Consider the following 19245-nt stretch of genomic DNA (forward strand, 5'->3'; position numbering starts at 1 on the left):
TAGTGCGCTGGGTTATCGCTCGCCACGGGAATATCTGCGGCAGCGGGCTTGTAATGGGTTAAGTGATAACAGATGTCTGGAAATATAGGGGCAAATCCAAACTGGAAGTAAGAGACTTTGCATTAATACTGGATGAGTGGCTGGATAAAGACATGGTCAGCACAGCGAGAGTAAATCGTGGATTATGGGTTGATATTTATAAAGAAGCACAGCATGCAGGGGAAGTTCCTCCTGGATGGAATCCTCCGGAGGCTACCCGTAAACCGATCCCTAAAGTAACCAGAGCCAGGCTCACCATGGAAGACTGGCAAAAAATTTACAATGCAACGCCTGAAAAACACTTTATCCGTAACGCAATGCTTCTTGCGATTGTTACTGGTCAGCGCCGTGATGACATTTGCCACATGCGTTTTTCAGATGTGTGGAACGAACACTTGCATATCACCCAGGGAAAAACCGGAATGCGTCTGGCGTTACCGCTTACACTACGCTGTGATGCCATTGGGATAACGTTAAAAGAAGTTATTGATGGGTGCCGAGACAGAATATTAAGTCCATATCTAATCCATAGTCGGCACCAGAAACAACCGAAGCCGATGAGTAAAGACAACCTGAGCGACTACTTTGCCAAAGCACGGGATCTGGCTGGGATAATTCCACCAGCAGGAAAAACTCCGCCAACATTTCATGAACAACGCTCTCTATCAGAACGGCTGTACCGTGCACAGGGTATCGATACAAAAACATTACTAGGACATAAAGTCCAGGCAACCACCGATCGCTATAACGATACTCGAGGTCAGGAATGGGTTAAGCTGGTTATTTGACAAACACCATATGGAATATCCGTCACCATCTCAGGAAAAAAATGTTGTAAAATGCGTGGCCTAGTTTTGGGGAAACGTTTTGGAGAGATTTTGGAGAAAGGAAAAAATTGAATAAATTCAAAATCCTGAAAGTGCTCCACCTTATGAATAAGAAGGTGGAACTCGAATGATCGGTCGACTGCTTCGCGGCGGTTTTATGACCGCTATCTACGCGTACCTGTATATCCCAATCATTATTTTGATTGTGAACTCCTTTAACAGCTCGCGCTTTGGCATCAACTGGCAGGGTTTTACCACCAAATGGTATAGCCTGCTGATGAACAACGACAGCCTGTTACAGGCAGCGCAGCATTCACTAACAATGGCGGTGTTTTCGGCGACGTTTGCTACGCTTATCGGTTCACTGACGGCAGTTGCGCTGTACCGTTATCGCTTTCGCGGTAAGCCGTTCGTTAGCGGAATGCTGTTTGTGGTAATGATGTCACCAGATATCGTGATGGCAATTTCGCTGCTGGTGCTGTTTATGCTGCTGGGTATTCAGCTTGGCTTCTGGTCGCTGCTGTTCTCGCATATCACCTTCTGCCTGCCATTTGTGGTGGTGACGGTGTATTCGCGCCTGAAAGGTTTTGACGTGCGGATGCTGGAAGCGGCGAAAGATCTCGGTGCCAGCGAATTTACCATTCTGCGAAAAATCATACTGCCACTGGCAATGCCAGCGGTGGCAGCGGGCTGGGTGTTAAGCTTTACCCTGTCGATGGACGATGTGGTAGTTTCTTCGTTCGTCACCGGACCAAGTTATGAAATTCTGCCGTTAAAAATTTATTCGATGGTCAAAGTCGGCGTATCGCCGGAAGTTAACGCGCTGGCAACCATATTACTGGTGCTGTCGCTGGTGATGGTTATTGCCAGTCAGCTTATTGCTCGTGATAAAACGAAAGGTAACACAGGGGACGTTAAATGAAAAAATGGTCACGCCACCTGCTCGCGGCGGGTGCTCTGGCACTGGGCGCCGCTCACGCCGATGACAACAACACGCTGTATTTCTACAACTGGACCGAGTACGTGCCGCCAGGACTGCTTGAACAGTTCACCAAAGAAACCGGTATTAAGGTTATCTATTCGACTTACGAGTCGAACGAAACCATGTACGCCAAGCTGAAAACGTACAAAGACGGTGCGTATGACCTGGTGGTTCCTTCAACCTATTACGTCGATAAAATGCGTAAAGAAGGGATGATCCAGAAGATCGACAAGTCGAAGTTAACGAACTTCAGCAATCTCGATCCAGACATGCTCAACAAGCCTTTTGACCCGAATAACGACTACTCCATTCCGTATATCTGGGGGGCGACGGCGATTGGTGTTAACGGTGATGCGGTGGATCCGAAATCTGTCACCAGCTGGGCCGATCTGTGGAAGCCAGAGTACAAAGGCAGCCTGCTGTTGACCGACGATGCCCGTGAAGTGTTCCAGATGGCGCTGCGTAAGCTGGGCTATTCCGGTAACACCACCGATCCGAAAGAGATTGAAGCTGCATATAACGAGCTGAAAAAACTGATGCCAAACGTCGCAGCGTTTAACTCCGATAACCCGGCTAACCCGTACATGGAAGGCGAAGTTAACCTCGGCATGATCTGGAACGGTTCTGCTTTCGTTGCACGCCAGGCGGGTACGCCTATTGACGTGGTGTGGCCGAAAGAAGGCGGCATATTCTGGATGGACAGCCTGGCGATCCCGGCAAATGCCAAAAACAAAGAAGGCGCGCTGAAATTGATCAACTTCCTGCTGCGCCCGGATGTGGCAAAACAGGTTGCTGAAACTATCGGTTATCCAACGCCAAACCTTGCGGCGCGTAAGCTGTTAAGTCCAGAAGTGGCGAACGATAAAACGCTCTACCCGGATGCTGAAACCATTAAAAATGGCGAATGGCAGAATGACGTTGGCGCAGCCAGCAGCATTTATGAAGAGTATTATCAGAAGCTGAAAGCAGGACGTTAATTCAGCAAGCGGGCGGTGGTATTACCGCCCGTTTTTTATTTAGCAAGGATGTGGCTAATGAGTCAGGACAGTAGAGTTTTATCCCACTCTTTCGTCGGTATTGTGGTCCGCTCGTAGGCCTGATAAGCGTAGCGCATCAGGCAATGCTTCCTGCTTTATAATCCCTTCAGCAACTTTTCAACAAACTCAGGCACCACCTGGCTTGCCGGGCCGTTATATTTCTCGGCAAATTCATTACCGACCTGACTTGGTTCGAGATTCAGTTCCACGGTGTGCGCGCCATGCAGTTTCGCTTCGTGAACAAACCCAGCCGCCGGATAAACATGCCCGGAAGTACCAATGGCAATGAAAATATCAGCCATCGACAACGCCATATAAATTTCATCCATGCCGAGTGGCATTTCGCCAAACCAAACGACGTGCGGGCGCAAGGGTGCCGGGAACTGGCAACAATGGCATTTATCTTCTGGCGTAACGTCTCCGGTCCAGTCGAGAACCTGACCACTTTGCGAACAACGAACTTTCAGCAATTCCCCATGCATATGAATGACATTGGTATTACCTGCGCGTTCATGCAGGTTGTCTATATTCTGCGTTACCAGCAAAAAGCGATCGCCGAGAGCGTCTTGCAGTTTAGCCAGCGCAAGATGCGCGGCGTTAGGCTGAATTTTTGGCTGCTGCAGCTGTCGACGACGGGCGTTATAAAACGCTTGCACCAGTTCAGGATCGCGATCGAAACCTTCCGGCGTTGCCACATCTTCAACCCGATGTTCTTCCCACAGGCCATCTGCGGCGCGAAAGGTACGAATACCTGATTCCGCAGAAATTCCTGCCCCTGTCAGTACGAGTACTCTTGGTTTTTCCATTGCTTCCGGCACCACTTTATCTCTGAAAAAATACGCTGACGCAAACGCTCGCGCAGGCGGCGTTTATTTTTACGAAAACGACTTAACCGATGACCCCGACGCGACAGCATAGCAACCTCTGTTGTTTAATCGGTTAGATGTAGGAAGGCCGCACCACGCATTCCTCCCGCATCACCGTGGTGCGCGCGTTCAATGCGCGGAACACGAGCTACAGGTAAGAGATGACGAGGCAGCCTGTCCGCCAGTTGCGTTGTGATTGCCGGGAAATTCGATAAGCCACCACCAATGACGACCAGGTCAGGGTCAACAATGGTCAGGATATTTCCCAGACAAACCGCTAATAAATCCAGATAACGCTCAACGTGCGCCCTTGCCTGCTCATCGCCTTGATTATAAAGCGCAATAATTTCGGGAGCCTGCAACTGTTGATGATAATAGTGTTGATACAGCCACGCAAAACCGCGACCAGACAGATAATTCTCAATGCAGCCATGCTGACCACAGCCGCAGCGACGTAACGGGAAATCCAACCCCATCATGGTTAACGCATCAACCGGCAGACGCATATGGCCAAACTCGCCGGTAATGTAGCTTTTACCGGTAATCGGTTTGCCGTTGAAAATCAGCCCACCGCCAACGCCGGTACCAAGAATCAACCCCATCACCAGTGGATATTGCGTAAATTCATCATCCCAGGCTTCTGAAAGGGCAAAACAGTTGGCATCGTTATCAAGGCGTACATCGCGATCAAGACGTGCGCTCAGGTCGGCACGCAGCGGTTTACCGCTGGCTGCGGGGACATTGGCGGTATACAGCGTACCATCTTCTGTTTCCGGCATTCCCGGTATACCAATGCCGACAGAACCTCTACAGCCAAAACGTTGATCAGCTTCGGCTACCAGCTCGCACACTGCATCTAAAAATGCGTCATAGCTGTCACGCGGTGTCGGCACCCGCTTTTCCCACTGCAACTGCCGACCGCTATCAAACACGCCAAGCGCAATTTTTGTTCCACCAATATCAAACCCGTAATACATTGCCGCTCCTTGTTTTAATGTACTGCCTTTACTGGCCGCTAAGGACTCGCGCAGGGTCAATATTACTGGCGCGCCGCGCCGGATACCAACTTGCCAAAAGACTCAGCAACAATGCTGTGACCAGTACGTAGAAGACGTCCAGCCAGTGCAATTCCGATGGCAGGAAGTCAATAAAATAGATATCGCTGGAGAGGAACTGATGACCGATCAGCTTTTCAATCCGCTCAATAATCGGGGTAAGTTGCAGTGAAACAACTACGCCGATAATCAGCCCACACAGGCTGCCGAACAGCCCTGCCAGCAATCCATACCAGACAAAGATGGCGCGAATTAAACCATCTTTCGCCCCCAGCGTTCTTAATACTGCGATATCGCCACTCTTGTCTTTCACCGCCATCACTAAGGTGGAGACGATGTTGAAACAGGCCACGCCAATCACCAGTACCATCGCCAGATACATAATGGCGCGGATCATCTGGATATCGCGATACATATAGCCGTAAGTACCAATCCAGCTTTTAATATAAACATAGCTGTTGGTCATTTCACCCGCATCGCGTACCAGCTTATTGGCGTTGAAAACATCCGTCATTTTAAGGGCAATACCTGACACGCTGGAACCCATATCAAGATATTGTTGGGCATCCGCCAGCGGGATCATGGCAAAACTGTGATCGAGTTGGCCACTCAACTGCAAAATACCCGCAACGTACAAACGCACACGTTTTGGCTGCATCAGTTTATGCTCAGGATTCGAGTTGGGGATCATGATCGACACCCAATCGCCCTGCTTCACTTTCAGCGCATCCGCCACGCCTTTGCCGATGATAATTTGCTGTTCGCCCGCTTTAAAATTGCGCCACGCATCCCCCTGAACAAACGAGGGTAATGCGCTCAGACGCTGTTCCTGTTGTGGGTTAACGCCCTTCACCTGGATTGCGCGCAGATTCGCTCCACTTTCCACCAGCCCGGTGAAATTGATATACGGCGCAGCGGCGGCAATACCCGGCACTTTCTGCACTTTATCCAGTGCTTCCTGCCAGTTAGTCCATGGCTGATTTACCGCTTCGATTTCACCATGCGGCACCACCGCCAGAATGCGGTTATTCAGTTCGCGTTCAAAGCCGTTCATCGCGCTTAAGCCGACGATCAATACCGCCACACCGAGGGCAATGCCAATGGTAGAAATGACGGAGATCAGCGACACCATGCCGCCGCGCCGCCGTCCGCGACTAAAACGCAGGCCAATTAATAACGATAAAGGCATCGCCATTACTCCGCCCCCATCAGGCTCAGTTCCGCCGTCAGACGTCCATCACGCATTTCTAACTGGCGGCTCATACGTTTCGCCAGTTGCAGGTCGTGAGTAACCACCAGGAAGGCGGTGCCCTGCAAGCGATTCAATTCCCCAAGCAACTGGAAGATGCTGTCGGCGTTACGCGCATCGAGGTTACCGGTAGGCTCATCCGCCAGTACCAGACGCGGATTATTGACCAGCGCACGGGCAATCGCTACACGCTGGCGTTCGCCGCCAGAAAGTTCAGATGGGCGGTGATTCGCACGATGCTCCAGCCCCACCGCTTTTAACATCTCCAGTGCACGGCTGTTGATTTCAGCGGGCTTTTTCTTGCCAATCAGCAGCGGCATAGCCACGTTTTCCAGGGCGGTAAAATCCGGCAGCAGGTGGTGAAACTGATAAATAAAGCCCAGTTTCTGGTTGCGCAGTTCTGCTTTTGCTGCCGACGACAGTTTGCTCATCGGTTGACCGTTAAAGATCACATCGCCGGAGGTTGGCGTATCCAGTCCGCCCAGCAGGTGCAGCAAGGTGCTTTTACCGGAACCAGAGCTACCGACGATCGCCATCATTTCACCTTCGCCGACACTGAAACTGACATTGTGCAGTACATCGGTTTGCACACTGCCTTCCTGATAGCGTTTGCACAGGTTGTCGCATTGCAACAGGATCTTATTCATAACGTAAAGCCTCAGCGGGTTGTGTGGCGGCAGCGCGCCATGAAGGGTAAAGCGTAGACAGCAGCGCGATAGCCATCGCCACCAGCGCAATAACAATGACCTGTAAAGGTTCGATAGCCATCGGCAGCGCCGCGCCATCAAGCAGGACGCCGATTATTGGCATCAGATTATTTAACTGGCTGGCAAGCAGTGCGCCAAGCGCCGCTCCGAGGATCGCACCGATAATCCCGGCGCTGGCCCCTTGCACCATAAAGATCATCATGATTTGTCGCGGAGTTAAGCCTTGCGTTTGCAGGATCGCTACTTCGCCCTGCTTCTCCATCACCATCAGCCCCAGCGAGGTAATAATGTTAAACGCCGCAACGGCGACAATCAGGCTCAGCAGTAAACCCATCATATTTTTTTCCATGCGTACGGCCTGGAACAACTCGCCTTTACGATCACGCCAGTCCTGCCATTTGCTGTCTTCAGGCAGTTTTTGCTGACTTAATGAGTCGACTTTCAGCGGCTCATCCAGCCACAAACGCCAGCCGGTAATATTGCCTGCCGGATAACGCATCAGACGCGAGGCATCCTCAATATTCACCAGCATTTCATTGCCATCGACTTCACTGTTGGCGGCGAAAGTGCCAATCACATTGAACAGGCGCTGACTTGGAATACGCCCCATCGGCGTGAACTGGCTGGCAGATGGTACCATCATGCGGATTTGATCACCGCGATTAACGCCTAGCTGTGAGGCAAGTTGTTCGCCGAGGATGACATTATATTTCCCCGGCTCGAGGTCAGTTTGTTTCACATTGACCAGATACGGCGTTAGTGGATCTTTTTGCGCCGGATCGATACCCAGCATCACCCCGACCGCCACGCTGCGCGCGCTTTGCAGTACCACATCACCGGTAGTAATAGGTGCGACGCGATTAACGCCGTCCAGTTTGACTGCCGTTTCCGGGAGTTGCTGCGGGTTAAGAGAGCCATGCTCAGAAGAGAGAATTGCCTGTGGCATCAGGCCAAGGATGTTGTTTTGCAGCTCGCGCTCAAAGCCGTTCATCACTGACAATACTGTGACCAGCGCCATCACCCCGAGGGTAATGCCGATGGTAGAAAGCCAGGAGACGAAACGACCGAAGCGATCCGCTGCACGCCCACGCATGTAACGCAGGCCAATAAATAGAGCGACAGGTTGGTACATGAAATCCGTCTGGTTGCTGTAGCAAAGACACGAGTATATAAGCGAAAGCAAGATGGGTAAACGTCTGAACTGTAAGTGATCGTCAGGGCTAATCTGAAAAGCCCCCGTAAATCAATCGGCTAAATTGCCATGTTTTATCATCAATCTTGCCGCCTGATCTTAATCTGAAAAATCATCCAATACAGACAGATACCCATTACACCTCGGGTCATAACCCGCAGGATCAACCGCATGTAAATTAAAAAAGAGCGTGTTGTCCTGATGAAACAAAAAGAGCTATGGATTAACCAGATCAAAGGGTTATGTATTTATCCGGTGGTGATTTATCACTCGGTCATTACCTTTTATCCGCATATGACCACTTTTCAGCATCCGTTATCGGAAGTCCTGAGCAAATGCTGGATCTATTTCAATCTTTACCTTGCCCCCTTTCGTATGCCGGTTTTTTTCTTTATATCCGGCTATTTGATTCGCCGCTATATCGACAGCGTACCGTGGGGAAATTGTCTCGATAAACGGATCTGGAACATCTTCTGGGTGCTGGCGCTTTGGGGCGTGGTGCAGTGGCTGGCGTTAAGTGCGCTGAACCAGTGGCTGGCACCTGAGCGCGATTTAAGCAATGCCTCCAATGCCGCTTATGCCGATTCCACCGGTGAGTTCCTGCACGGGATGATCACCGCCAGCACCAGCTTGTGGTATCTGTATGCGTTAATTGTCTATTTCGTGGTATGTAAAATTTTTAGCCGTCTGGCGCTGCCACTATTCGCCTTGTTTGTACTGCTGAGTGTGGCGGTTAATTTCGTTCCCACGCCGTGGTGGGGAATGAACAGTGTGATCCGCAATTTGCCTTATTACAGCCTTGGCGCATGGTTTGGCGCAACAATAATGACCTGTGTTAAAGAGGTACCGTTGCGCCGCCATCTGCTGATGGCTTCTTTGCTTACCGTTCTGGCGGTCGGTGCCTGGTTGTTTACTATCTCGCTGCTGTTGTCGCTGGTATCGATTGTGGTGATCATGAAGCTTTTTTATCAGTACGAGCAACGATTCGGTATGCGCTCCACCAGCCTGCTGAATGTGATTGGCTCCAACACCATTGCTATCTACACCACCCATCGCATTCTGGTTGAAATATTCAGCTTAACTCTGCTTGCGCAAATGAACGCAGCACGCTGGTCGCCGCAAGTCGAACTGACACTCCTGCTGGTTTATCCCTTTGTCAGTTTGTTCATCTGTACTGTTGCGGGCTTGCTGGTAAGAAAACTTTCACAGCGTGCATTCAGCGATCTGTTGTTCTCCCCGCCTTCACTGCCCGCTGCCGTCAGTTACTCCCGCTAAGCCATCGCCCCAGCCGGGGCGATTCAATTTGCTAAACCATGTCGATTACGGATAATGAACAGCATTGCTTATCAGAGATATGCCCCCATATGTTGAGGCATATCCTAACGAGAATCTGACAACCGTTATGCCTGAACAATATCGTTATACGCTGCCCGTCAAAGCGGGTGAGCAGCGTCTGCTGGGCGAGTTAACCGGCGCAGCCTGTGCAACGCTGGTAGCGGAAATTGCCGAACGTCACGCCGGTCCGGTGGTACTCATTGCACCAGATATGCAAAATGCTCTGCGTTTGCATGATGAAATCAGTCAGTTCACCGATCAGATGGTGATGAATCTGGCGGACTGGGAAACTCTTCCCTACGACAGCTTTTCGCCTCATCAGGACATTATCTCCTCGCGCCTTTCCACCCTTTACCAGCTACCGACGATGCAGCGTGGCGTACTGATTGTTCCGGTGAATACGCTTATGCAGCGCGTTTGCCCACACAGTTTTCTCCACGGTCATGCGCTGGTGATGAAAAAAGGTCAGCGTCTGTCACGAGATGCATTACGAACCCAACTGGACAGCGCCGGTTATCGCCATGTTGACCAGGTGATGGAGCACGGCGAATACGCCACGCGCGGCGCGTTGCTGGATCTCTTCCCGATGGGGAGTGAGCTGCCTTATCGTCTTGATTTCTTTGATGATGAAATCGACAGCCTGCGGGTGTTTGACGTCGACAGCCAGCGCACGCTGGAGGAAGTAGAAGCGATCAATCTGCTGCCCGCGCACGAATTTCCGACCGATAAAGCGGCAATTGAACTGTTCCGCAGCCAGTGGCGCGATACCTTCGAAGTGAAGCGCGATCCGGAACATATTTACCAGCAAGTGAGTAAAGGCACATTACCTGCCGGGATCGAGTACTGGCAGCCATTGTTCTTCAGCGAACCACTGCCGCCGCTGTTCAGTTATTTCCCTGCCAATACCTTGCTCGTGAATACTGGCGATCTGGAAACCAGTGCCGAACGTTTCCAGGCTGACACGCTGGCGCGTTTTGAGAATCGCGGCGTCGATCCGATGCGCCCGCTGTTGCCACCACAATCGCTCTGGCTGCGGGTGGACGAGCTCTTCTCAGAGCTGAAAAACTGGCCCCGGGTGCAGCTAAAAACTAAACATTTACCGACAAAAGCCGCGAATGCCAATTTAGGTTTCCAGAAACTGCCAGACCTGGCCGTTCAGGCGCAACAAAAAGCGCCGCTGGATGCGCTGCGTAAGTTCCTCGAGACTTTCGACGGTCCGGTGGTGTTCTCGGTAGAAAGTGAAGGTCGCCGTGAAGCGCTGGGTGAACTGCTCGCACGAATTAAAATTGCTCCGCAACGCATTATGCGTCTTGATGAAGCCAGCGACCGTGGGCGTTATCTGATGATTGGCGCTGCCGAACATGGTTTTGTCGATAAGGTGCGTAATCTGGCGCTGATCTGCGAAAGCGATCTGCTCGGTGAACGTGTTGCCCGCCGTCGTCAGGATTCTCGCCGCACCATCAACCCCGATACACTGATCCGTAACCTTGCGGAGCTGCATATTGGTCAGCCGGTGGTCCATCTGGAGCACGGTGTCGGGCGCTATGCCGGAATGACCACGCTCGAAGCGGGCGGCATTACTGGCGAGTATTTGATGCTCACCTATGCCAACGACGCCAAACTGTATGTTCCGGTGTCGTCACTGCATCTGATTAGCCGTTACGCAGGTGGCGCGGAAGAAAACGCCCCGCTGCATAAACTTGGCGGCGATGCGTGGTCACGCGCGCGGCAGAAAGCGGCGGAAAAAGTGCGTGATGTGGCGGCGGAATTGCTGGATATCTACGCGCAACGCGCCGCCAAAGAGGGCTTCGCGTTTAAACACGATCGTGAGCAGTATCAGTTGTTCTGCGACAGCTTCCCGTTTGAAACCACGCCGGATCAGGCGCAGGCCATTAATGCGGTACTTAGCGACATGTGTCAGCCGCTGGCAATGGATCGTCTGGTGTGCGGCGATGTTGGCTTTGGTAAAACAGAAGTGGCGATGCGCGCCGCTTTCCTGGCAGTAGATAACCACAAGCAGGTGGCGGTGTTGGTGCCTACCACCCTTCTCGCGCAGCAGCATTACGACAACTTCCGCGACCGTTTCGCCAACTGGCCGGTACGTATCGAAATGATCTCCCGTTTCCGCAGCGCCAAAGAGCAGACGCAAATCCTTGCGGAAGTGGCGGAAGGGAAAATCGATATTCTGATCGGTACGCACAAACTGCTGCAAAGTGACGTCAAGTTTAAAGATTTAGGCCTGCTGATTGTCGATGAAGAACACCGCTTCGGGGTGCGTCATAAAGAGCGCATTAAAGCGATGCGCGCGAACGTGGATATTCTGACGCTTACTGCAACGCCGATCCCACGCACGCTGAATATGGCAATGAGCGGAATGCGTGACCTGTCGATTATCGCCACGCCGCCCGCCCGTCGTCTGGCAGTTAAAACCTTTGTCCGTGAGTATGACAGCCTGGTGGTCCGGGAGGCGATCCTGCGTGAAATTTTGCGCGGGGGGCAGGTTTATTATCTCTACAATGATGTGGAAAACATCCAGAAAGCTGCCGAACGGCTGGCAGAACTGGTGCCAGAAGCGCGGATCGCCATCGGTCACGGGCAGATGCGCGAGCGCGAACTGGAACGGGTGATGAATGATTTCCATCATCAACGTTTCAACGTGCTGGTTTGTACAACCATTATCGAAACCGGGATCGACATCCCGACAGCCAACACCATTATCATTGAACGCGCGGATCACTTCGGTCTGGCGCAGCTGCACCAGTTACGCGGTCGCGTCGGACGTTCACATCATCAGGCATATGCATGGCTGCTGACGCCGCATCCAAAAGCGATGACTACCGATGCACAAAAACGTCTTGAAGCGATTGCCTCGCTGGAAGATCTCGGTGCAGGCTTTGCGCTGGCAACGCACGATCTGGAGATCCGCGGCGCGGGTGAACTGCTTGGCGAAGAACAAAGTGGCTCAATGGAAACCATCGGTTTCTCGCTGTATATGGAGTTGCTGGAAAACGCCGTCGATGCACTGAAAGCCGGACGCGAGCCGTCGCTGGAAGATCTCACCAGCCAGCAAACAGAAGTCGAGCTGCGGATGCCGTCGCTATTGCCAGATGATTTCATTCCTGACGTGAATACGCGTTTGTCGTTCTATAAACGTATTGCCAGCGCCAAAACGGAAAACGAACTGGAAGAGATCAAAGTCGAGCTTATCGATCGCTTCGGCCTGCTGCCGGATCCGGCGCGTACCCTGCTGGATGTTGCCCGTCTGCGCCAGCAAGCGCAGAAACTGGGGATCAGGAAGCTGGAAGGTAATGAGAAAGGCGGGGTGATCGAATTTGCCGAGAAGAATCACGTTAATCCGGCCTGGTTGATTGGTTTGCTGCAAAAACAGCCGCAGCATTACCGCCTTGATGGTCCGACGCGCCTGAAATTTATTCAGGATTTGAGTGAGCGGAAAACGCGTATCGAATGGGTACGCCAGTTTATGCGTGAACTGGAAGAGAACGCGATCGCTTAATGGTAAATCGGGGGCGTTTCTGCGCCCCCATCGGCAACATTTACAAATTCTTTGCACTTCCCTGCACTATCCGACACTGTCACCATCCATAATTCAGGCTTATCTGTTTATTACAATAACCTTATATTTATTATGGATTTTTGGTGATGATCAAAACGCGTTTTTCTCGCTGGCTAACGTTTTTTACGTTCGCCGCTGCCGTGGCGCTGGCGCTACCGGCAAAAGCCAACACTTGGCCGCTGCCGCCAGCGGGCAGTCGTCTGGTTGGCGAAAACAAATTTCATGTGGTGGAAAATGACGGTGGTTCTCTGGAAGCCATCGCCAAAAAATATAACGTCGGCTTTCTCGCTCTGTTACAGGCTAACCCCGGCGTTGATCCTTACGTACCGCGCGCGGGCAGCGTGTTAACGATCCCGTTGCAAACCCTACTTCCAGACGCGCCGCGCGAAGGCATTGTGATCAACATTGCGGAGCTGCGTCTCTATTACTACCCGCCGGGTAAAAATTCGGTAACCGTGTATCCAATAGGTATTGTCAGTTAGGTGGTGACACGCTGACACCGACAATGGTGACCACCGTTTCAGACAAACGGCAAACCCAACCTGGACGCCAACGGCAAACACCCGCGCCCGTTATAAAGCACAGGGAATTGAGTTGCCTGCGGTAGTGCCGGCTGGACCGGATAACCCAATGGGCCATCATGCGATTCGTCTGGCGGCCTATGGCGGCGTTTATTTGCTTCATGGTACGAACGCCGATTTCGGCATTGGCATGCGGGTAAGTTCTGGCTGTATTCGTCTGCGGGATGACGATATCAAAACACTCTTTAGCCAGGTCACCCCAGGCACCAAAGTGAATATCATCAACACTCCGATAAAAGTCTCTGCCGAACCAAACGGTGCGCGTCTGGTTGAAGTACATCAGCCGCTGTCAGAGAAGATTGATGACGATCCGCAGCTGCTGCCAATTACGCTGAATAGCGCAATGCAATCATTTAAAGATGCAGCACAAACTGACGCTGAAGTGATGCAACATGTGATGGATGTCCGTTCCGGGATGCCGGTGGATGTCCGCCGTCATCAAGTGAGCCCACAAACTCTGTAAATCCTGGATAAAAAAAATCCCCGCGACACGGCATGTCGCGGGGAAAAAATCAGCAGTAGCAGGCATTAATGAGGGTTAATGCTTATTTATAAATTACTGCTGTTCCATGGAGGGTATTCGGACCGGTTACAGAAGTAATACGGAAAGATTTTGCGCCCATCTCATCCGCTTTTTGCGCCAGCTGCTCTTCCAGCGATCCCAGATTTGTCCCCGCTTTAGCACTGATTGTACCGACTTTTTGTTGGCCTTCTGGCGTTGACTGAACTTCGACAGCCGCAAAGCTGGCAAATGACATGGAGCTTAAAATCGCCGCAGCGATGAGGATTTTTACGTTTTTCATAATAGTGGCCTTATGCAGATGAATGACGTCGCAAGCAATTACTTAACGATCGATAACTAAATGACATATGTGATCTGGATCACATACAAGATATTTTTTATAACAATCATTAATTAATTTAAAAATCTTTAAATTTCAGTTAAATAGAAAGCAATTATTTTTATGGGATCTGGACTGGTGAACGGAGGTGATTATTTTTATAATAACCTTTCATTCACAGTCACCAGGTACAACGGCATCATGGCAACTGACTCAACACAATGTGTAAAAAAAAGCCGTGGCCGCCCAAAAGTGTTCGACAGGGATGCCGCGCTTGATAAGGCCATGAAATTGTTCTGGCAACACGGTTATGAAGCGACTTCTCTTGCGGACCTCGTCGAAGCGACCGGAGCCAAAGCGCCCACGCTATACGCGGAATTTACCAACAAAGAGGGGTTATTTCGTGCCGTTCTCGACCGCTATATCGATCGTTTTGCCGCTAAGCATGAAGCACAGCTGTTTTGTGAAGAGAAAAGCGTGAAGTCTGCGCTGGCTGACTATTTTGCTGCCATCGCCAACTGCTTTACCAGCAAAGACACCCCGGCAGGCTGCTTCATGATCAACAACTGCACCACCCTCTCCCCAGATTCAGGAGATATCGCCAATACGTTGAAATCACGCCATGCGATGCAAGAGCGCACTTTGCAGCAGTTTTTATGTCAACGACAAGCGCGCGGGGAAATCCCGACCCACTGTGACGTGACACATCTGGCAGAATTCCTTAATTGTATTATTCAGGGGATGTCGATCAGCGCACGCGAAGGTGCATCGCTGGAAAAACTAATGCAGATTGCCGGAACGACTTTGCGTTTATGGCCCGAACTGGTGAAATAAGTCGCAAAAAAAGCCCCTCAGCCTGAGCGAATGAGGGGCCAAATTGCAGAGTACAGCCTTGTTATACTTTGTTATTCAAAATCAGTTGCCCATTACTATCTAGCGGGATCTGCGTACCCGGATCGCGGTCCATGCGGATTTTGCCCTGCTGATCGCCAATCTTATAGGTCACATCATAACCGAGCATTTTTTCTGACTTGTCATACACCGTTTTACAACGCTGTTGCGTAGTCGTGTAAGTATCGCTTTCCTGGAGAGAGCCCTGGATCTGGTTACCGGCATATCCACCACCCAGCGCCCCCACAACAGTGGCGACATCTTTACCGCGACCACCGCCAAACTGATGCCCTATCACGCCGCCAGCAACAGCGCCGAGCACCGACCCGGTAATGCGATTTTCATCCTGCACCGGTCGACGATGGGTCACTGTGACGTTGCGACACTCCTGACGCGGTGTTTTAACCGTTTCCTTGATTGGGGTTGCAGAAACAACCTGAGCGTATTGCGGGCCACGTTCAAACACGTTCAGACTGGCCACTGCCGCTACGCCCAGCGCAGCTGCGACACCAATCCCGATACCCGCCAACATTGATTTATTCACGGGAACACCTCCTTCTTTGCAGTTATGCCAATCATGCAAGCGAAGGAGAAAAGCAGCTATCAGACAGAAGATGAAAAGCGCGGGAATGGCTGGAAATACTTAATGATTCGGAGGAGTCTGAAGGAATGCCTGATGCGACGCTTAACGCGTCTTATCAGGCCTACCGCTCGTACCATTTGTCCAGGGCGGATGAGGCGTTTATGCCACATCCGCCAGTGTACGTCGATTAATGCAACTTCAAACGCGGACGGATAACGCGGTTAATACTCCCCACCAGCATCATTAATCCGGTTTTAAAGTAACCATGCAGCGCAATCTGATGCATTCGGTATAGCGAGATATATACAAAGCGCGCAATTCGTCCTTCAATCATCATTGAGCCGCGCGTCAAGTTACCCATCAGGCTACCAACGGTGGAGAAGTTCGACAGCGATACCAGTGAACCATGATCTTTATACTGATAATTTTTCAGCGGCTTACCGTTTATCTGCGCCAGAATATTGTTCATTGCGCAAGTCGCCATCTGGTGTGCAGCCTGAGCACGCGGCGGAACAAAGCCCCCTTCCGGACGCGTGCATGACGCGCAGTCGCCAATAGCGTAAATGTCTGGATCGCGGGTGGTTTGCAGCGTCGGTTCCACCACCAGCTGGTTGATACGGTTAGTTTCAAGACCACCGATATCTTTCAGGAAGTCTGGCGCTTTGATCCCGGCTGCCCACACCATCAGATCAGCCTCAATATATTCACCATCTTTAGTGTGCAGGCCGCCTTCATCAGCACTGGTGACCATGGTTTGCGTCAGCACGCGAACGCCAAGTTTCGTTAACTCACTATGGGCCGCAGCAGAGATGCGTGGCGGTAATGCAGGCAAAATACGTTCTCCCGCTTCTACTAGCGTTACGTTCAGGGCTTCGTTGGTCAGACCTTTATAACCGTAGCTGTGCAGTTGCTTGACCGCGTTATGCAACTCAGCGGAGAGTTCTACACCCGTCGCGCCGCCACCGACAATCGCAATGTTCACTTTGCCATTCGCGCCCAGGTTGGCGGAGTATTTCAGGAACAGATTCAGCATCTCCTGGTGGAAGCGACGCGCCTGGTGCGGGTTATCGAGGAAAATGCAGTTCTCTTTGACGCCTGGCGTATTGAAATCGTTAGAGGTGCTACCCAGCGCCATGACCAGGGTGTCATAGGCGATTTTACGTTCCGGAACCAGCAGTTCACCTTTCTCGTCGCGTAGTTCTGCAATAGTGATTGTTTTCGCTTCACGATCAATATCAATGACGGAACCCAACTGGAACTGGAAACCATGATTGCGCGCATGGGCCAGATAGCTCAACGCATCGACGCCTTCATCAAGCGAGCCAGTCGCCACTTCGTGCAGCAGCGGTTTCCACAGGTGGCTGTGGTTACGATCGACCAGCGTAATTTTGGCTTTTTTCTTACGTCCCAGCTTATGCCCCAGCTGTGTTGCCATTTCCAGCCCACCAGCACCGCCGCCGACAATCACAATCTTTTTCAATGGCGTAGTCAACGTGACCCCCTTAAATTTATTAACCAATTGTTAATTAATGGTTATTAACATAGCTCTTAATTAACAACAGGTTACAGCAATGAAAATGTTCTTCGCTATTGAGAATAACATGAATGGTGCATTGGTCATACCAAAATTGATGTTAATCAAGTTTTGTTGCTGAAAAGATAGGCGACTTTACCGGGTGAGATCAAAAAATAGAGTTTATTGTTTATTATTTGAGCGAATTTGTGAGAGTGATATAGAGTGAGGGGTGTATGCAGGGCGTTCGGTAGGCCTGATAAGAGGCGCATCAGGCATTGATGCTCGACTGTCGGATGCGGCGTAAACGCCTTATCCGACTTACAGAATTCGGAGCGCATCAGGTACCGGCAAGGTTACCTGATGCGACGAGGGCATTTACCCGAGGGTTTTGAACGCTTTAATGCGCTGCAAATGCGGGGAGATATTCTTGAATTTGTGCGTCTGCTCTTCGTCCCAGACAATCTCGTAATAATGATGCAACTCTTCAGATGTCCGCTGGCTGTTAAGCGCTTCATCATTACGCGACAAAATCACCAGGCAACGATCGCGATTCTTCTCGCGGAAGTTGGTCACACACTTAGTGGCAATATCGGCATACTCTTCCGGGCGATCAATCTTGCCTTCCATGTTCTCATAAGGGAACAAATTAGGGTTGAAGATCACCTGGCGGATATCGCAAAGAAAACCAATCCGTTCCGCCCAGTATCCGCCCAGACCAACGCCGCAAATCAGCGGACGCTCGTCGACGTTCAGTTGCAACATTTTGTCCACTTCTTTAAGCAGATGCTGCATATCATGTTTCGGATGCCGCGTACTGTAGCTTATCAAGCGTACATCCGGGTCAATAAACTGCAATTGTAAGACTTTCTCGTGGTTACCCGGACTGTTAGAGTCAAAACCGTGTAAATAGATAATCATCGCTTCCTCACATAAGCCAGGGTTAGTGACCTGCTTTCTCTTCCTGCCAGCGTTCATGTAACTGATTCAGACGGGTGCTGCTCGCCTTCCAGCGAGCCGAGTCCATCAGTTCCTGTCGCGAAAATGAACCTTTATGATACAAACGTGTAACACGCTCTGCCTTGATCGGTGACAGATTATCTAACACGCTGACGGCCCCTTTACGATTATTGCAGACCAGGATCATATCGCAACCTGCGTCCAGTGATGCCTGCCCGCGTTCGGCATAACTGCCCATAATCGCGGCACCTTCCATCGATAAATCGTCAGAGAAAATTACACCGTCAAAACACAGTTCCTGACGCAAAACGGTTTTCAGCCAGTAGGAAGAACCGCTCGCCGGACGCGGATCAACATCACTGTAGATCACATGCGCAGGCATAATGGCGTCGAGTTTATTTTCGCGGATTAACGTGCTGAAAACCGACATATCTTTGGCACGAATTTCCGCTTGCGGGCGTGGGTCGCACGGCGTCTCTTTGTGTGAATCTGCAGTTACTGCACCGTGTCCTGGGAAGTGTTTCCCGGTCGTTTTCATTCCGGCTTCATGCATCCCATCAATAAACCGACTGGCGATTGCTAGGGCTTTTTCTGGGTCGGCATGATAAGAACGCTCGCCAATCGCCGCGCTGATATGTCCTACATCCAGCACTGGCGCAAAGCTGATATCAATATCCATAGCGATCATTTCGCTGGCCATCAGCCAACCCGCCTCTTGCGCCAGTTTGCCGCCCTCTTCCATTCCCAACAGCGCAGCAAAGGATTGTGCTGCCGGTAAGCGGGTAAAACCTTCGCGAAAACGCTGCACGCGTCCACCTTCCTGATCTACCGCCACCACCAGATGATTGCGCGATGCTGCGCGGATCTGGCGCACCAGTTCACGTAACTGGGCAGGATCATGATAGTTACGCGTAAAGAGAATCAGCCCTCCCACCAGCGGATGCGCCAGTATTTCACGCTCTTCCGCGTCCAGTTCGTAACCTTCGACATCCAACATTACTGGACCCACACT

14 protein-coding genes and 3 pseudogenes are annotated in these 19245 nt (G+C 51.2%); 7 read left to right on the forward strand and 10 right to left on the reverse strand.

Translation table 11 applies throughout. From position 1 onward, the window contains the following. Nucleotides 1–98: 98 nt before the first annotated feature. The 3 genes and pseudogenes from BGK49_RS06895 to potD form a co-directional block, all read left to right on the forward strand. Nucleotides 99–827: pseudogene (locus tag BGK49_RS06895) on the forward strand (tyrosine-type recombinase/integrase); the annotation flags it as partial. A gap of 166 nt (nucleotides 828–993) precedes the next feature. Continuing rightward, nucleotides 994–1788, forward strand: a complete 795-nt coding sequence (gene potC, locus BGK49_RS06900) for a spermidine/putrescine ABC transporter permease PotC (RefSeq protein ID WP_000580316.1) — start codon at nucleotides 994–996, stop codon at nucleotides 1786–1788. Next, nucleotides 1785–2825: a spermidine/putrescine ABC transporter substrate-binding protein PotD gene (gene potD, locus BGK49_RS06905; RefSeq protein WP_000759299.1), complete on the forward strand. Its 1041-nt coding sequence runs from the start codon at nucleotides 1785–1787 to the stop codon at nucleotides 2823–2825. Before potC ends, potD begins: the two co-directional genes overlap by 4 nt. Before the next feature lie 155 nt (nucleotides 2826–2980). On the opposite strand, the pseudogene cobB reads toward potD, so the two are convergent. From cobB to lolC, 5 genes and pseudogenes are all read right to left on the reverse strand, one after another. Continuing rightward, a pseudogene (cobB, locus tag BGK49_RS06910) lies at nucleotides 2981–3801 on the reverse strand (Sir2 family NAD+-dependent deacetylase). A 15-nt stretch (nucleotides 3802–3816) separates the two neighbouring features. Continuing rightward, nucleotides 3817–4728, reverse strand: coding sequence for an N-acetylglucosamine kinase (nagK, locus tag BGK49_RS06915; protein WP_000291298.1), 912 nt, complete (start codon nucleotides 4726–4728; stop codon nucleotides 3817–3819). A 28-nt stretch (nucleotides 4729–4756) separates the two neighbouring features. After that, on the reverse strand, nucleotides 4757–6001 hold the full coding sequence (gene lolE / locus BGK49_RS06920; protein WP_001251380.1) for a lipoprotein-releasing ABC transporter permease subunit LolE: 1245 nt from the start codon (nucleotides 5999–6001) through the stop codon (nucleotides 4757–4759). After that, nucleotides 6001–6702, reverse strand: a complete 702-nt coding sequence (lolD, locus tag BGK49_RS06925) for a lipoprotein-releasing ABC transporter ATP-binding protein LolD (RefSeq protein WP_001033695.1) — start codon at nucleotides 6700–6702, stop codon at nucleotides 6001–6003. The genes lolE and lolD overlap by 1 nt, the downstream gene beginning before the upstream one ends. After that, nucleotides 6695–7894: a lipoprotein-releasing ABC transporter permease subunit LolC gene (gene lolC, locus BGK49_RS06930; RefSeq protein WP_005027577.1), complete on the reverse strand. Its 1200-nt coding sequence runs from the start codon at nucleotides 7892–7894 to the stop codon at nucleotides 6695–6697. The genes lolD and lolC overlap by 8 nt, the downstream gene beginning before the upstream one ends. Before the next feature lie 261 nt (nucleotides 7895–8155). On the opposite strand from lolC, the gene BGK49_RS06935 reads away from it, so the two are divergent. From BGK49_RS06935 to ldtC, 3 genes and pseudogenes are all read left to right on the forward strand, one after another. Further along, a complete protein-coding gene (locus BGK49_RS06935) occupies nucleotides 8156–9229 on the forward strand; it encodes an acyltransferase family protein (RefSeq protein ID WP_000810310.1) in 1074 nt (357 codons plus the stop codon). Between the two features lie 127 nt (nucleotides 9230–9356). Then, nucleotides 9357–12803, forward strand: a complete 3447-nt coding sequence (mfd, locus tag BGK49_RS06940) for a transcription-repair coupling factor (RefSeq protein WP_004984571.1) — start codon at nucleotides 9357–9359, stop codon at nucleotides 12801–12803. A 143-nt stretch (nucleotides 12804–12946) separates the two neighbouring features. Then, a pseudogene (gene ldtC, locus BGK49_RS06945) lies at nucleotides 12947–13907 on the forward strand (L,D-transpeptidase LdtC). Between the two features lie 82 nt (nucleotides 13908–13989). Here ldtC and bhsA read toward each other — a convergent pair. Beyond that, entirely contained in the window at nucleotides 13990–14247 is a 258-nt protein-coding gene (gene bhsA, locus BGK49_RS06950) for a multiple stress resistance protein BhsA (RefSeq protein ID WP_000800121.1), read from the reverse strand. Nucleotides 14248–14487: 240 nt separating this feature from the next. Between bhsA and comR the strand changes: the two genes are divergently transcribed. Next, the gene (gene comR / locus BGK49_RS06955; protein WP_005027560.1) at nucleotides 14488–15120 is read left to right on the forward strand and encodes a TetR family copper-responsive transcriptional repressor ComR; all 633 of its coding nucleotides are present in this window, start codon (nucleotides 14488–14490) and stop codon (nucleotides 15118–15120) included. 61 nt (nucleotides 15121–15181) lie between these two features. Here the strand turns inward: comR and BGK49_RS06960 are convergent, their stop codons facing one another. The 4 genes from BGK49_RS06960 to nagZ form a co-directional block, all read right to left on the reverse strand. After that, nucleotides 15182–15721 carry a glycine zipper 2TM domain-containing protein gene (locus BGK49_RS06960; protein ID WP_001043459.1) on the reverse strand — a complete coding sequence of 180 codons (540 nt, stop codon included), beginning with the start codon at nucleotides 15719–15721 and terminating at the stop codon, nucleotides 15182–15184. A gap of 226 nt (nucleotides 15722–15947) precedes the next feature. Next, a complete protein-coding gene (gene ndh / locus BGK49_RS06965) occupies nucleotides 15948–17252 on the reverse strand; it encodes an NADH-quinone dehydrogenase (protein ID WP_005042558.1) in 1305 nt (434 codons plus the stop codon). A 399-nt stretch (nucleotides 17253–17651) separates the two neighbouring features. Continuing rightward, nucleotides 17652–18194 carry an alpha/beta hydrolase YcfP gene (gene ycfP, locus BGK49_RS06970; RefSeq protein ID WP_000587933.1) on the reverse strand — a complete coding sequence of 181 codons (543 nt, stop codon included), beginning with the start codon at nucleotides 18192–18194 and terminating at the stop codon, nucleotides 17652–17654. A 22-nt stretch (nucleotides 18195–18216) separates the two neighbouring features. Beyond that, nucleotides 18217–19242 carry a beta-N-acetylhexosaminidase gene (gene nagZ / locus BGK49_RS06975; RefSeq protein WP_000529288.1) on the reverse strand — a complete coding sequence of 342 codons (1026 nt, stop codon included), beginning with the start codon at nucleotides 19240–19242 and terminating at the stop codon, nucleotides 18217–18219. Between the last annotated feature and the right edge of the window lie 3 nt (nucleotides 19243–19245).

The sequence above is a fragment of the Shigella sp. FC1544 genome (assembly GCF_001722145.1).
In the GTDB taxonomy this organism is placed as follows: Bacteria; Pseudomonadota; Gammaproteobacteria; order Enterobacterales; family Enterobacteriaceae; genus Escherichia; species Escherichia coli.